15 protein-coding genes are annotated in these 13,460 nt (G+C 66.8%); 7 read left to right on the top strand and 8 right to left on the bottom strand.

What is annotated here, in order from left to right:
• Positions 1-70 precede the first annotated feature (70 nt).
• Genes AC5P7X_RS17330 through prmB form a run of 3 tightly spaced genes read right to left on the bottom strand, consistent with a single transcriptional unit; the run spans position 71 to position 3,130 of the window.
• Positions 71-1,108: a 2-hydroxyacid dehydrogenase gene (locus tag AC5P7X_RS17330; RefSeq protein ID WP_495215199.1), complete on the bottom strand. Its 1,038-nt coding sequence runs from the start codon at positions 1,106-1,108 to the stop codon at positions 71-73.
• Positions 1,101-2,204, bottom strand: a complete 1,104-nt coding sequence (aroC, locus tag AC5P7X_RS17325; protein ID WP_495215198.1) for a chorismate synthase — start codon at positions 2,202-2,204, stop codon at positions 1,101-1,103. Before aroC ends, AC5P7X_RS17330 begins: the two co-directional genes overlap by 8 nt.
• Positions 2,201-3,130 carry a 50S ribosomal protein L3 N(5)-glutamine methyltransferase gene (gene prmB, locus AC5P7X_RS17320; RefSeq protein ID WP_065196981.1) on the bottom strand — a complete coding sequence of 310 codons (930 nt, stop codon included), beginning with the start codon at positions 3,128-3,130 and terminating at the stop codon, positions 2,201-2,203. The genes aroC and prmB overlap by 4 nt, the downstream gene beginning before the upstream one ends.
• A gap of 122 nt (positions 3,131-3,252) precedes the next feature.
• Here prmB and AC5P7X_RS17315 point away from each other — a divergent pair, with 122 nt between their 5' ends.
• The gene (locus AC5P7X_RS17315; RefSeq protein WP_005417991.1) at positions 3,253-3,903 is read left to right on the top strand and encodes an SCO family protein; all 651 of its coding nucleotides are present in this window, start codon (positions 3,253-3,255) and stop codon (positions 3,901-3,903) included.
• Complete coding sequence (gene asd / locus AC5P7X_RS17310) at positions 3,900-4,742, top strand: archaetidylserine decarboxylase (RefSeq protein WP_053501139.1); 843 nt, start codon at positions 3,900-3,902, stop codon at positions 4,740-4,742. The genes AC5P7X_RS17315 and asd overlap by 4 nt, the downstream gene beginning before the upstream one ends.
• Before the next feature lie 109 nt (positions 4,743-4,851).
• On the opposite strand, the gene AC5P7X_RS17305 is transcribed toward asd, so the two are convergent.
• Positions 4,852-5,199 (bottom strand): ribonuclease E inhibitor RraB, encoded by a 348-nt coding sequence (locus tag AC5P7X_RS17305; protein ID WP_049414732.1) that lies wholly within the window; start codon positions 5,197-5,199, stop codon positions 4,852-4,854.
• Positions 5,200-5,222: 23 nt separating this feature from the next.
• On the bottom strand, positions 5,223-6,833 hold the full coding sequence (locus tag AC5P7X_RS17300) for a transglycosylase SLT domain-containing protein (protein WP_053501135.1): 1,611 nt from the start codon (positions 6,831-6,833) through the stop codon (positions 5,223-5,225).
• A 122-nt stretch (positions 6,834-6,955) separates the two neighbouring features.
• Between AC5P7X_RS17300 and AC5P7X_RS17295 the strand changes: the two genes are divergently transcribed.
• Positions 6,956-8,461: a helicase HerA-like domain-containing protein gene (locus AC5P7X_RS17295; RefSeq protein WP_005418005.1), complete on the top strand. Its 1,506-nt coding sequence runs from the start codon at positions 6,956-6,958 to the stop codon at positions 8,459-8,461.
• A gap of 87 nt (positions 8,462-8,548) precedes the next feature.
• Positions 8,549-9,055 (top strand): transcription elongation factor GreB, encoded by a 507-nt coding sequence (gene greB / locus AC5P7X_RS17290; protein WP_005418006.1) that lies wholly within the window; start codon positions 8,549-8,551, stop codon positions 9,053-9,055.
• A 54-nt stretch (positions 9,056-9,109) separates the two neighbouring features.
• Here the strand turns inward: greB and AC5P7X_RS17285 are convergent, their stop codons facing one another.
• Together AC5P7X_RS17285 and rimO are read right to left on the bottom strand one after the other, a co-directional pair.
• Positions 9,110-9,934, bottom strand: coding sequence for a DUF3025 domain-containing protein (locus AC5P7X_RS17285; RefSeq protein ID WP_372484092.1), 825 nt, complete (start codon positions 9,932-9,934; stop codon positions 9,110-9,112).
• Positions 9,931-11,292, bottom strand: a complete 1,362-nt coding sequence (rimO, locus tag AC5P7X_RS17280) for a 30S ribosomal protein S12 methylthiotransferase RimO (RefSeq protein WP_005418008.1) — start codon at positions 11,290-11,292, stop codon at positions 9,931-9,933. The genes AC5P7X_RS17285 and rimO overlap by 4 nt, the downstream gene beginning before the upstream one ends.
• A gap of 203 nt (positions 11,293-11,495) precedes the next feature.
• On the opposite strand from rimO, the gene AC5P7X_RS17275 reads away from it, so the two are divergent.
• Genes AC5P7X_RS17275 through AC5P7X_RS17265 form a run of 3 tightly spaced genes read left to right on the top strand, consistent with a single transcriptional unit; the run spans position 11,496 to position 12,769 of the window.
• A complete protein-coding gene (locus AC5P7X_RS17275; protein ID WP_495215197.1) occupies positions 11,496-12,167 on the top strand; it encodes a dienelactone hydrolase family protein in 672 nt (223 codons plus the stop codon).
• The gene (locus AC5P7X_RS17270; protein ID WP_049414742.1) at positions 12,164-12,586 is read left to right on the top strand and encodes an HIT domain-containing protein; all 423 of its coding nucleotides are present in this window, start codon (positions 12,164-12,166) and stop codon (positions 12,584-12,586) included. Before AC5P7X_RS17275 ends, AC5P7X_RS17270 begins: the two co-directional genes overlap by 4 nt.
• Before the next feature lie 15 nt (positions 12,587-12,601).
• Entirely contained in the window at positions 12,602-12,769 is a 168-nt protein-coding gene (locus AC5P7X_RS17265) for a LiaI-LiaF-like domain-containing protein (protein WP_005418011.1), read from the top strand.
• 106 nt (positions 12,770-12,875) lie between these two features.
• Here the strand turns inward: AC5P7X_RS17265 and dcd are convergent, their stop codons facing one another.
• A complete protein-coding gene (gene dcd / locus AC5P7X_RS17260; protein ID WP_005418012.1) occupies positions 12,876-13,448 on the bottom strand; it encodes a dCTP deaminase in 573 nt (190 codons plus the stop codon).
• Positions 13,449-13,460: the final 12 nt, after the last annotated feature.

Here is a 13,460-nt window from a genome sequence, read left to right as displayed (position 1 = left end):
GGAATGGGGGAAAAACACGCACGACAGCTGGGTTCGGGGAACCTCCTCAAGCGGAGCGCGCGGAGGTTCCCTATCGTTTCCCGGTTTTTTTGCCCAGCGTCACGCGCGCGGCCATCGCCGCGTCAGCGTTGATCGCGCTCGGCATGCGCGACGGGCCGCCGTCCAGGCCGAGCCCGGCAGCCAGATTATCCACAGCCAGCTGTACCATCGCCGTGCGCGTGGCCAGCGAGGCGCTGCCGATATGCGGAGTGAGCACCACGTTGCGCAGCGCCAGCAGCTCCGGGCGCACCTTCGGCTCGCCCTCGTACACATCCAGGCCGGCGGCAGCCAGGTGGCCGTTGGCCAGCGCTTCGGCCAGCGCCAGTTCGTCGACGATGCCGCCGCGGGCGATGTTCACCAGGGTTGCCGTCGGCTTCATCTTCCCCAGCGCAGCCGCATCGATGATGTGATGCGAGGCCGGCGTGTAGGGCAGCACCGTTACCAGATGGTCGGACTGTGCCAGCAGCGTATCCAGGTCCACGTAGGTCGCGCTGAGCGACGCCTCGGTATCGGCCGGCAACCGTGAACGGTTGTGGTACAGCACCTTCATGCCGAAACCGTGCGCGCCGCGGCGGGCGATGCCCTGGCCGATGCGGCCCATGCCAAGGATGCCCAGCGCGCTGCCATGGACATCCGCGCCCAGCATGGTCTGGAACGACCACTGCTGCCACTGCCCTTCACGCAGCCAGCGCTCGGACTCAGTGATCCGGCGCGCGGTTGCCATCAGCAGCGCGAAACCGAGATCGGCGGTGGTTTCGGTCAACACGTCCGGCGTGTTGCTGGCCAGGATGCCGCCCGCGCTGAGCGCGTCGACATCCAGGTTGTTGTAGCCGACGCCGACATTGGCGATCACCTTCAGCTGCGTGGCATCGGCTACCTGGGCCGCACCGATGCGCTCGTTGAGGGTGATGATCGCGCCGTCGGCGCTGGCCAGCTGTGCGGCGATCTGGTCCGGCGACCAGGCGGTGACGGTGTCGGTGCTGCGCAGCTGCACGCGATCGCGCAGCGGCGCGATGGCCGCCTCGATCAGCGGCTGGCTCACCCACACGGTCGGCCGCGTGTCAGCCATCGATCTGCCCGGGAATGCGCGGGGTGATCGTGCCGACATCGCCGCACTGCGCGCGATGACGCAGCGCCTGGTCCATCAGCACCAGCGCCACCATCGCCTCGGCGATGGGCGTGGCGCGGATGCCGACGCAGGGATCGTGGCGGCCGGTGGTGACCACCTCGACCACGTTGCCGGCCGTATCCAGCGACGGGCCCGGCAGGCGCAGGCTGGACGTCGGCTTCAGGGCGATCGACGCAACGACCGGCTGACCGGTGGAGATGCCACCGAGGATGCCGCCGGCATGGTTGCTGGCGAAGCCCTGCGGCGTCAGCAGGTCACGGTGCTCGGTGCCCTTCTGCGCGGCGCTGGCGAATCCGTCGCCGATCTCCACGCCCTTCACCGCATTGATGCTCATCAGCGCAGCGGCCAGTTCGCCGTCAAGCTTGCCGTAGATCGGCTCGCCCCAGCCCGGCGGCACGTTGTCGGCGACCACGTCCACGCGCGCACCGACCGAGTCGCCAGACTTGCGCAGCGCATCCATGTACGCCTCCAGCTCGGGCACCTGTGCGGCGTGCGGCCAGAAGAACGGATTGTCTTCCACCGCCGACCAGTCGAAACCGGCCGGGGTGATGTCACCCAGCTGCGACAGGTAGCCACGCACGGTAACGCCGAAACGCTCGGCCAGCCACTTCTTGGCGACCACGCCGGCGGCCACGCGCATGGTGGTCTCGCGTGCCGAGGAACGGCCACCGCCACGCGGATCGCGGATGCCGTACTTGTGCCAGTAACTGTAGTCAGCATGGCCCGGGCGGAACTGCTGGCCGATATCGGCGTAATCCTTGCTGCGCTGGTCGGTGTTGCGGATCAGCAGCGCGATCGGGGTGCCGGTGGTCAGGCCCTCGTATACGCCGGACAGGATCTCGACCTCGTCGGCCTCGCGCCGCGCGGAAGTGTGCCGGCTCTTGCCAGTCGCACGGCGCTGCAGGTCGTGGGCGAATTCGGCCGCGTCCAGCGCCAGCCCCGGAGGGCAGCCATCGATCACGCAGCCGATGGCCGGCCCGTGCGACTCGCCGAACGTGGTGACGGTGAACAGCTTGCCGAACGAATTGGAGCTCACGGGCGCTGCGCCGCCAGTTCGGTGATGCGTGCGCTGTGGGCGATCAGCTCGCGGCATTCGACCGCGAAGATGCCCATCTGGCCGACCTTGAACTCGATCCAGGAAAAATCGACTTCCGGCAGCAGCTTGACCAGATGCTGTTCGGACTCACCCACTTCACAGATCAGCAGACCGTCTTCGCTCAGGTGCAGCGGGGCATCGCGCAGGATCTTCAGCACCAGGTCCAGGCCATCGTCACCGGCACGCAGGCCCATTTCCGGCTCGTAGGAATACTCCTGCGGGAGGGCATCAGTCTCGTCGTTGGTGACGTACGGCGGGTTGGTGACGATCAGGTCGTAGTGGCGGCCGGTCAGGCCATTGAACAGGTCCGACTTGATCAGGGTGACGTTGTGCGCCTGCAGGCGCTCCTTGTTCTCCTCGGCCAGCGACAATGCGTCGTCACTCAGGTCGACGCCGTCCACTTCCCAGTTCGGGTAGTAGTGGCCCATGGCGATGGCGATGCAGCCCGAACCGGTGCAAAGATCCAGCGCGCGGCTGACATCGCGGCCGGCCAGCCACGGTTCGAAACCACATTCGATCAGTTCGGCGATCGGCGAGCGCGGCACCAGCGCGCGCGCGTCACTCTTGAAGCTCAGGCCGGCGAACCAGGCCTCACCGGTCAGGTAGGCAGCGGGGATGCGTTCGTCGATGCGACGCTGGAACAGTTCCAGCACGCGCAGCTTTTCGGCCCGCAGCAGGCGTGCCTGGCCGTAGGCCGGGCCGAGGTCGTGCGGCAGGTGCAGGCTGTGCAGCACCAGCTGGGTCGCCTCGTCCAGCGCATTGTCGTAGCTGTGCCCGAAGGTCAGCCCGGCTTCGTTGAAACGGCTGGTGCCGTAGCGGATCAGATCGATGATCGTGTGGAGTTCGGCGGCCGTTTCAGCGGTCATGGCGGTACTGCGGGCAAAGTGGCCCCCGATTATAGGGGCTGGCGCCCGCGGCAGCATCCGTTGCGGCGGAAACGATCGGGCCGCAGCCGGTATGATGGAGCCCATTTCGCGTGGGAGCCCCCATGTTCAATCGCAATGCCGGCATCATCCTGCTGATCGCCCTGGCGGCGGGGCTTGGCCTGCTCGCCGCCCAGCAGGTGTTCGCGCCGAAGCCGCCGGCCAACGCCCCGGCCACCGAAGCGATCACCCTGTACCCGCAGCCGCGTGAACTGCCCGACTTCAACCTGGCCCAGTCCGACGGCACCCGCCTGATCCCGGGCGAACTGAAGGGCCACTGGACCCTGGTGTTCCTGGGCTTCACCTTCTGCCCGGACGTCTGCCCGACCACCCTGGCCGAGCTGGCCGGTGCGCAGAACCAGTGGGAGGCCCTGCCCGATGGCCTGCGTCCGCGCGTGCTGTTCATCTCGGTCGACCCGGACCGCGACAGCGCCACCCGCCTCGGCGAGTACGTGCACGGCTTCCACAAGGACACCCTGGCCGCCACCGCGGATATCCCCTCGCTGGAGCGCTTCGCCACCTCGCTGGGTTTCGTGTTCCAGAAAGTGCCGGGCAAGCATTTCGACGAAAACCCCGAGGATTACACCGTCGAGCATTCGGCCAGCCTGGCCGTGCTCGACCCGCAGGGCCGCCTTGCCGGCCTGGTGCGCCCCCCGTTCAATGCGCCGGCGATCGCCCGCGACCTGCAGAAGCTGACCGAGAAAACCGCCCCATGAGCCTCACCACCGCCCTGACGTACGCCCTGCCCCATCGCCTGCTGTCCTCGATGGCACGCTCGCTGGCGTACTCGGACGATCCGCGCGTGTCGCGCTGGCTGATCGACACCGTCACCCGCAAGTTCAACGTCAACCTGGACGAAGCGGCCAACCCGGACCCGCGCAGCTATGCGACCTTCAACCAGTTCTTCACCCGCGCGCTGAAGCCGGGCGCGCGCGTGGCCGATGCCGATCCGCGCAGCCTGGTGATGCCGGCCGACGGCCGCATCAGCCAGCTGGGGAAGATCGAGGCCGGCCGCATCTTCCAGGCCAAGGGCCAGTCGTTCACCGCCGCCGAGCTGCTGGGCAGCGACGAGGATGCCAAGCCGTACAACGACGGTCTGTACGCCACCGTGTACCTGTCACCGCGCGACTACCACCGCGTGCACATGCCGTGGACCGGCACCCTGCGTGAAACCGTGCACGTGCCAGGACGCCTGTTCAGTGTCGGTCCTGCGGCCGTCAACGGGGTGCCGCGCCTGTTCGCCCGCAACGAGCGCCTGGTCTGCCACTTCGACACCAGCTTCGGCCCGATGGTCAGCGTGATGGTCGGCGCGCTGCTGGTATCCGGCGTGGAAACCGTGTGGAGCGGCGAGGAGATCCCGGCCTACGGCGATCGCATCACCCGCAAGGACTACCGCGGCCAGGGCATCAAGCTGGAGCGTTTCGCCGAAATGGCACGCTTCAATTACGGCTCGACCGTGGTGGTGCTGCTGCCGCCGGGCGTGGCCGAATTCGCCCCGCAGCTGGGCGCCGAGAGCCCTGTGCAGCTGGGCCAGGCCCTGGCAAAGCTGCGCTGACCGTAGATCCACGCGACGCGTGGATGGATTCAACGGAATGCCGGCCAGCGGCCGGCACTACCGGGTCTGTAGAGCCGAGCACGGGCTCGGCTCTACAGTCAGAAGCGGATTACTGCAGGACCGGTGCTGGGCCGACGTCCATGCCGTCGTAGTCTTCCACGCCGTGCTCCGCGGCCAGCGCCGCGAATTCCTGGTTGCGGCGGTCCAGCGAGGCTTCGTCGTGGATTTCCACGCGCTCCACGTGCAGCACGTGGAACGGCGCGTCGCCCTCTTCCGGTTCCTGCTCGAACAGTTCCACGAAGGTGTAGCCCTGTGCCTGCAGGTGCTGGGCCAGCGCCTGCAGCGGCTCGGCACTGGCGTGGACGAAGAAATACCCCCACAGCAACGGGCCGTTGATGTCCCAGTCGGTGTTCTCGCGGAGGTTGGCGAACAGGTTGCGGGTGGCTTCGAGGTCCATACGGATTCCAGTGGTCTTGGGAATTACTTGTCGCAGCCCTGCAGCTTCAGCGTCTGGCCCTGGCGCAGGCTGTAGGCCGGCGCCTTCAGGCCGTTGGCGCGGGCCAGGGTCGGCAGGTCGCACTGGAACTTCGCGGCGATGGCGCCCAGGGTCTCCCCCCGACCCACCTTGTGGCTGCGCGCCGGCTTCGGCCGGGCGGCCGGCGCCGGGCGCGGTGCCGCCACTGCAGCCACCGGTGCGGTCGGCACGCTGGTGGATGCAGCCGCGTCGGCCACCGGCACCACACCACCCACCGCCACGCTGCCGGTATAGCTCGCCGCGGTCGGGCGCTTGATCGCCGCGTTGAGATCAGCGGTGATCAGCGTGCGGGCGAGGTCGGCACGCGGACCACTGACACAGTTGCGCTGGTACAGGCCGGCGATGCGGGTGGTGGCGTTGATCAGCGTACCGGCCGGAATCCAGCCATCGGCCTCATAGCGCGGGTTGAGGTTGCGCAGCGCACGCATGTAGCCATCGCGGGTACCGTGGCTGCCCAGGCAGATGGTCAATTCATAGATGGTGGTGGACTTGGCCAGCCGCAGCGTGGCCGGCTGCGCGCTGATCTTCGGGAACTCCACGCCGTACTGCTGCGGGTGCAGGAAGATCCAGGCCGCGGCAATCACCATCGGCACGTAGTCCTTGGTCTCGCCCGGGAACTGGTTGTAGACACTGTCGGTCCAGAAGCTCTGGCCGGCGCTCTGCTTGAACACGCGCGCGGCACGGCCTTCGCCACCGTTGTAGGCGGCCACCGACATTTCCACGTTGTTGTTCAGTTCGCGCAGGCGCTCGTTGAGGTAGCTGGCGCTGGCTTCAGCGGCGCTGCGCGCGTCGAAGCGGGTATCGAAGCCGGTGCCGTCCGGGCCCAGGCCGAAACGGCGGCCGGTGGCCGGCATGAACTGCATCAGGCCGGCGGCGCCGGCGCGCGAGGAAGCATGCACACGGCCGTTGGATTCCTTGGCCATGATCCCGAACAGCAGCGCCTCGGGCAGGCCGCGCTTTTCCCACTCCGGCCACATCACCGCGCGCAGGTTCTGGTAATTTTCGTAGCTGGTCAGCAGCGCCGGTCGCATGTCGGTCAGCCAGCGACGGATGCCGGCCTGCACCGCCGGATTGTACTCGACCATGCTGTCGAAGGCGTGCCGCTTGTCGTTCAACAGCGCGGCAGCGCGCGCGGCCTCGGGCACGTCGGCGGTGAGGGGGCCGATGTGGTCCGGGTCGGCTTCCAGACGGTCACCGCCCTCATCGGCCACGTCATCGCTGGCGGCGGCATCGGCGTCGTGCTTGAGCAGGCGCTTGTAGCTGGCCAGCAGGGTCCCCATCTGGCAGCCCTTCTGCTTGACGCAGTCGTTGAGGACATCTTCCATGTCCTCCAGCGCGGCATCGGCTTCGTTGCTGCCCTTGGGATCGGCGTTGGCGACCAGCAGCAGGGCATCGCCGTAGCGCTTTTCGGCGGCGGTCATGCGCTGCTGCAGCGCATCCACCTTCACCTTGTCCCGGGCCGAAACCCGCTGTGCGTGGGCGTCGGGCGCCAGGGAAACCAGGCCGGCCAGGGCCAGCAGCGGCCAACCGCGGGAAATCAGGACAGGAACGGGCATTGATGGCACTGTGTGCGAAACAGGCAGGCAGAGTAGCGGCGCCGCCAAGGTCCGGGCAAGCCGACCTTCGGACCGTCACTGCCGGCGGTTAACATTGGGCTATTCATCACAAGGGCTGGACCATGGATCCGATTCTGCTCGGCAAAGGCATTACCGACGATGTTGCCGTCACCCTGCTGCCGAAACTCGGCAACCGCCACGGCCTGGTGGCCGGCGCCACCGGTACCGGCAAGACCGTGACCCTGATGACCCTGGCCGAGGGCTTCTCGCGACGGGGCGTGCCGGTGTTCCTGGCCGATGTGAAGGGCGATGTCTCCGGCCTGGCCGTGCCCGGCACCGGCGCAGAAAACCTGCTCCAGCGTGCCGCCGAGATCGGCGTGGCCGACTATGCGCCGGCCGCCAGCCCCACCATCTTCTGGGACCTGTACGGCAAACTGGGCCACCCGGTGCGCACCACGGTCAGCGAGATGGGCCCGACCCTGCTGTCGCGCATCCTCGAATTGAACGACACCCAGGCCGGGGTACTCGACATCGTATTCAAGCTGGCCGACGACCGCGGCCTGCTGCTGCTGGACATGGACGACCTGCGCGCCCTGCTCGGCCTGGTTGCCGAGGAGCGCAAGGACATTTCCACCGAGTACGGCCTGGTCAGTGCGCAGTCGATCGCGGCGATCCAGCGTTCGGTGCTGCGCCTGGCGCAGGACGGTGGCGAGAATTTCTTCGGCGAACCGGCACTTGAACTGGCCGACATCATGCGGGTCAACCACGACGGCCGCGGCATGATCGGCATCCTCGCCGCCGACCAGCTGGTGCTCAAGCCCAAGCTCTATTCCACCTTCCTGCTGTGGCTGCTGTCGGAACTGTTCGAGCAGCTGCCGGAAGTGGGCGACCTGGACAAGCCGAAGCTGGTCTTCATCTTCGACGAGGCGCACCTGCTGTTCGATGATGCACCGCCGTCGCTGGTGCAGCGCATCGAGCAGGTGGTGCGCCTGATCCGTTCCAAGGGCGTGGGCGTGTACTTCTGCTCGCAGTTCCCCGACGACGTGCCGGGCAACATTCTCGGCCAGCTGGGCAATCGCGTTCAGCACGCACTGCGTGCGTTCACCCCGCGCGACCAGAAGGCGGTGAAAACCGCGGCCGAGACGTTCGTGCCGAATCCGAAGCTGGACGTGGCCAAGGTGCTGAGCCAGCTCGGCACCGGCGAGGCACTGGTATCCACGCTGCAGGACAAAGGCGTGCCGATGCCCGTGCAGCAGACGTTGATCGCGCCGCCGCGCTGCCGGATGGGACCGATCACCGAGGCCGAGCGTGCACAGGTACGCGCCGGCAGCCCGGTCGGCAGCCGCTACGACACCGCGATCAACCGCGAATCGGCCGCCGAACTGCTGGCCCAGCGCGCGCAGAAGAGCATCGAGCAGGCACAGGCGCCGGCCGCGCGCAGCCGCGAGCAGGACGAAGCTCAGGAAGGTGGTTTCGGCCAGGCCATCAAGGATGCGATCTTCGGCACCAAGCGCCGCCAGGGCATGATCGAAACCATGGCCAAGCAGACCACGCGCACTGTCGGCACCAAGCTGGGCAACCAGATCGTGCGCGGCATCCTCGGTGGCATCTTCGGCGGCAAGCGCTAGATGCCCCTGCTGGGGTCAGAGCCCTTTCCGCTGGAAAGGGATCTGACCCCGCTTCCCGTTCGTCATCCAGAAAAGAAGTCGTATTGCATGTCCCGTTGGCGTCCCCCCGCAGAAAAAAGCACCGCCCTGATCACCGCTTCCGGGCATGCGCGACTGAAGGCCGAACTGGATGAGCTATGGCGCGTGCGCCGCCCGGAAGTGGTGAAAGCGCTCGCCGCAGCTGCAGCAGAAGGCGACCGTTCCGAAAACGCCGAGTACACCTACCGCAAGAAGCAACTGGGCGAGATCGACCGCCGCGTGCGCTACCTGACCAAGCGGCTGGAATCGCTGCGCGTGGTCGATACGACGCCAACCGATCCGCTCGCAGTGTTCTTCGGCGCGTGGGTGGAACTGGAGAACGTGGACAGCGGCGACACCAGCCGCTATCGCATTGTCGGCCCGGATGAGACCGATGCAGGCCTGGGCTGGATCAGCATCGATTCCCCCCTGGCGCGTGCGCTGCTGAAGAAGCGGCTGGATGATGAGTTCTCGGTGGAGCTGCCCGGCGGGCAGTTCACCTTTGCAGTGATCGGCGTGGAGTACGAGCCTGTGTAGCGTCGAGCCATGCCCGACCTCGCTGTCCATGTAGAGCCGAGCATGGGCTCGGCTCTACAACAGTGGCGGGTACGTGCGCCCTGCACGCAGCGGGCGGAAATAGTCGGCATTGCGGTAGAAGGCAGAATCCTGCACGTCGTGCCAGCCTGGGATTCCAGCCAACGGCAGCGGACGCAGCTGCAGCGGATCGGTCACTGCCCTGCCCTCGGCAATGGCAGCGCTCACCACGTCGACACAGGCGGCTTCGACATCGCCCTGCACCACCACGCACTTGCCGACCAGCAATCGCCCCGGCAGCAGGGCCTGTTCCATCAGCGCATGCCCGAATACCACAGTGATGGCGATGTCACCGCTCTGCCAGTTCACCGGGTCAAACAACGCGGGCCAGTCGTGTGCATCCCAGGCAACCCGCAGTGAGTCATCGCGCACACGCACGATCACGCCGGTTTCGTCGAACTGGGTCAAGGCGGCCTGCGCGCGGTTGCGCTGGCCGGGTGGCATCGCCTCGATATGCAGGCACTGCCGCACGTTGAGCGCGCGCTTCAGCTGCGGCTGTGAGGCCCACACCAGCGCATTGAACAGGTCGTGCCAGTTGCCGGCACGGGTGGCGATGCGTCCCTGCGCGATACGCGCCTCATAATGCAGACCATCGGCCAGCAGCGCGGCGTCCTGTTCAACCAGGCGCTTGCCAGGCACGGCCAGACGTGCATCGAGCGCCGCGATGGACGGCCACGCGGTGCCGTCCAGCAGGTCACGGAAGTCCTGAAGTCCGGCAAACAGCGGATGCTCGAACTGCCGTGCAGCTACCGCCGCACGTGGCGGCGGTACGAAGCGTCGTGAACCGCCGCCGTTGCCGGTGGCGGCCGACGCTGCGGTCACAGCACCTTGAGGTCGAACGCCGGACGGGGGGCGGCCGTCAGCGCGTCACCATACAGGTCGTGCTCGTCGCTCTCGGTGATCTCCACCTCGACGAATTCGCCCACGCGCAGCGGCACCTGGTCGGCATTCTGGATGTGCACCAGGCCGTCGATCTCCGGGGCATCGGCCTTGGAACGGGCCACGGCGATGTCGCCTTCGATGGCGTCGACCAGGCACTGCTGCACGGTGCCGATCTTGGCCTCAAGGCGTGCAGCGGAAATCTGCGCCTGCTTCTCCATGAAGCGGGCCAGACGCTCCTGCTTCACTTCCTCCGGCACAGCATCGGGCAGATCGTTCGCGGTCGCCCCCTCAACCGGCGAATAGGCGAACGCACCGACGCGATCCAGCTGCGCTTCGTCAAGGAACGACAGCAGTTCCTCGAACTCGGCTTCGGTCTCGCCCGGGAAGCCGACGATGAAGGTCGAACGCACAGTGATGTCCGGCGCGATACGGCGCCAGTTCTGCACGCGCTCCAGGGTCTTCTCCACCGCGCCGGGGCGCTTCATCAGGCGCAGGATGCGCGGGCTGGCGTGCTGGAACGGGATATCCAGGTACGGCAGGATGCGATTCTCGGCCATCAACGGCACCACTTCGTCCACGTGCGGATACGGGTACACGTAGTGCATGCGCACCCATGCATCCAGCTCCGACAGGCCTTCGCACAGCGCCTTCAAACGGGTCTGGTAAGCCTTGTCGCGCCACATCTTTTCGGCGTACTTCACGTCCACGCCATAGGCCGAGGTGTCCTGCGAAACCACCAGCAGCTCGCGCACGCCGCCACGCACCAGGCGCTCGGCTTCACGCAGCACCTCGTCGACCGGGCGCGAAACCAGCTTGCCGCGCATCGACGGAATGATGCAGAAGCTGCATTTGTGGTTGCAGCCTTCGGAAATCTTCAGGTACGCGTAGTGGCGCGGGGTCAGCTTGATACCGTAGTCGGGCACTAGGTCCACGAACGGATCGTGCTTGGGCGGCAGTGCTTCATGCACCGCTTCCATCACGCTCTGGTAATCCTGCGGGCCGGACACCGCCAGCACGTTGGGGTACGCCTCGCGGATCTGCTCCGGGCGCTTGCCCAGGCAGCCGGTGACGATGACCTTGCCGTTCTGGTTCATCGCTTCGCCAATCGCGTCCAGCGACTCGGTCACCGCAGAATCGATGAAGCCGCAGGTGTTGACCACCACCACGTCGGCCGAATCGTAGGACGGGACGATGTCGTAGCCTTCCGAACGGAGCTGGGTGAGGATGCGCTCGGAATCGACGAGGGCCTTCGGGCAGCCAAGGCTGACGAAGCCGACTTTGGGGTTCAGCTGGGACATGGAATCGCGGGACTCTGGGGGCCTGGGCCCCTGCCGTCGTGGCAGGGGTTCCTGGGGGCCGGGGCCTGAAAGGGCGCCAGTATACCGGGGTTGGCGGCCGCGCTCTGAATGGCCAGCCGCCCGATCCCGCACAGCCGCTGACATCGCGCTAACCCATGCAGCACCGACAATGCCGTTCTGTTCCCCACAACGAGATGGAAACGATGGCCGAGTGGATCACCCTGGATACGCATCACGGCCCGGTACGGGCCTGGCAGGCCCTGCCGGAGAGTACCGCGCGCGGCGGCTTGGTGGTGGTGCAGGAAATCTTCGGCGCCAATCCGCATATCCGCAGCGTGGCCGAACGCTTCGCGGCGGAAGGCTATGCGGTGCTGGCGCCCTCGTTCTTTGACCTGCTCGATGGCCCCGACGCCGATCCGGACGCGCTGCCCTACGACGCCGAAGGCGTGAAGCAGGGCCTGGAACGGGTCGGCGCGCTGGGCATGGAGCGTGCGCTGGAAGTGGTCCGCGCGGCGGCGACCCGGCTGGCCCCCTACGGCAAGGTCGGCACCGTCGGCTACTGCTGGGGCGGTACGGTGGCGATGCTGTCCGCAGTGCGCCTGGGACTGCCGTCGGTCAGCTACTACGGTGCGCGCAACGTCCAGTTCCTCGATGAGCCACCCAAGGCGCCGGTGATCTTCCACTTCGGCGCCCAGGACCGCAGCATCCCGCCGGAAGCCGTGCAGGCCCACCGCGAGAAGCTGCCGCAGATGGCCACCTACGTCTATCCGGCCGATCATGCCTTCAACCGGGAGGTCGGACATGCGTATGATCCAGACAGCGCCGCCCTGGCGCTGCAACGCACCCTGGACTTCTTCTCGGAGCATCTTGGATGAGCGAATTCGAACTCGATTCACGCCTGGCCACCGATAGCGTGCTGGTGGCGGAAGGACCGTTGTCGCAAGTGCGGCTGATGAACGACGAACGATTCCCCTGGCTGGTGCTGGTACCGCGCCTGGCCGGGGTCACCGAGTGGATCGAGCTGGACGGCGAGCAGCAGGACAAGCTGCGCACCGAGCTCAACCGCGCCTGCAAGGCCCTGAAGGGCTCCGACGGGGTGGAAAAGATCAACATCGGGGCGCTGGGCAATATCGTGCGCCAGCTGCACTTCCATGTGATCGGCCGCCATGACGGTGATCCGGCCTGGCCGGGCCCGGTCTGGGGCAGCGGCCCGGCGCACCGCTACGAGCCGGCGGCGCTGGACCAGCATGTCGCCTACTGGAAGGAACGGCTAGGATATCCGGCCCTGTCCTGAGCCTTCGCCGACCCGATGCGATTCAACCTCGTTGCCGCCGTCCTGCTGATCCTGATCGGCCTGTTCATGCTCGCCAGCAATCTCGGCTGGACGCACCTGAACCTGTCCAAGCTGCTGCTGACCTGGTGGCCGGTGGCCCTGGTGGGTGTCGGCATCGCGATGCTGTTCGGTCGCGGCAAATAAGGAAGGCGGCGCATTGCGCCACCTTCCTTCATGTAGAGCCGGGCCATGCTCGGCTGCCCTGCATTGAAGCCGAGCAGGGCTCGGCTCTACAGATCGCCTGCAATCTTCAGGTCCGCGGCAGGGTCACGCCGGTCTGGCCCTGGTACTTGCCGCCACGATCGCGGTACGACGTCTCGCAGATGTCATCGGCGGCCGCCTGGAAGAACAGCATCTGCGCCACGCCTTCGTTGGCGTAGATCCGCGCCGGCAGCGGCGTGGTGTTGCTGAATTCCAGGGTGACGTGGCCTTCCCATTCCGGCTCCAGCGGCGTCACGTTGACGATGATGCCGCAGCGTGCGTAGGTGCTCTTGCCCAGGCACACCACCAGGGTATCGCGCGGAATGCGGAAGTACTCCACGGTACGCGCCAGCGCGAAGCTGTTCGGCGGGATGATGCACTCATCGCCGACGATATCCACGAAGCTGCCCGGATCGAAGTGCTTGGGATCGACGATCGTCGAGTTGATGTTGGTGAACACCTTGAACTCGCGCGAGCAGCGCACGTCATAGCCATAGCTGGACGTGCCATAGCTGACGATGCGCTGGCCGTTGGCCTGCTTGACCTGCCCGGCCTCGAACGGCTCGATCATGCCGTGCTGCTCGGACATGCGGCGGATCCAACGGTCACTCTTGATGCTCATGCTTTGTCCTGG

This window comes from Stenotrophomonas sp. YJH_SMC_53 (genome assembly GCF_059369995.1).
This window is presented reverse-complemented; position numbering and strand designations above follow the sequence as displayed.

Excerpts from the sequence above, each read along its gene's own strand:
- asd (WP_053501139.1), top strand. The coding sequence starts at position 3,900 with ATGAGCCTCACCACCGCCCTGACGTACGCCCTGCCCCATCGCCTGCTG.
- greB (WP_005418006.1), top strand. The coding sequence starts at position 8,549 with ATGTCCCGTTGGCGTCCCCCCGCAGAAAAAAGCACCGCCCTGATCACC.
- AC5P7X_RS17275 (WP_495215197.1), top strand. The coding sequence starts at position 11,496 with ATGGCCGAGTGGATCACCCTGGATACGCATCACGGCCCGGTACGGGCC.
- prmB (WP_065196981.1), bottom strand. The coding sequence starts at position 3,130 with ATGACCGCTGAAACGGCCGCCGAACTCCACACGATCATCGATCTGATC.
- AC5P7X_RS17265 (WP_005418011.1), top strand. The coding sequence starts at position 12,602 with ATGCGATTCAACCTCGTTGCCGCCGTCCTGCTGATCCTGATCGGCCTG.
- AC5P7X_RS17300 (WP_053501135.1), bottom strand. The coding sequence starts at position 6,833 with ATGCCCGTTCCTGTCCTGATTTCCCGCGGTTGGCCGCTGCTGGCCCTG.
- AC5P7X_RS17305 (WP_049414732.1), bottom strand. The coding sequence starts at position 5,199 with ATGGACCTCGAAGCCACCCGCAACCTGTTCGCCAACCTCCGCGAGAAC.
- AC5P7X_RS17315 (WP_005417991.1), top strand. The coding sequence starts at position 3,253 with ATGTTCAATCGCAATGCCGGCATCATCCTGCTGATCGCCCTGGCGGCG.
- rimO (WP_005418008.1), bottom strand. The coding sequence starts at position 11,292 with ATGTCCCAGCTGAACCCCAAAGTCGGCTTCGTCAGCCTTGGCTGCCCG.
- AC5P7X_RS17295 (WP_005418005.1), top strand. The coding sequence starts at position 6,956 with ATGGATCCGATTCTGCTCGGCAAAGGCATTACCGACGATGTTGCCGTC.
- AC5P7X_RS17330 (WP_495215199.1), bottom strand. The coding sequence starts at position 1,108 with ATGGCTGACACGCGGCCGACCGTGTGGGTGAGCCAGCCGCTGATCGAG.
- dcd (WP_005418012.1), bottom strand. The coding sequence starts at position 13,448 with ATGAGCATCAAGAGTGACCGTTGGATCCGCCGCATGTCCGAGCAGCAC.
- AC5P7X_RS17270 (WP_049414742.1), top strand. The coding sequence starts at position 12,164 with ATGAGCGAATTCGAACTCGATTCACGCCTGGCCACCGATAGCGTGCTG.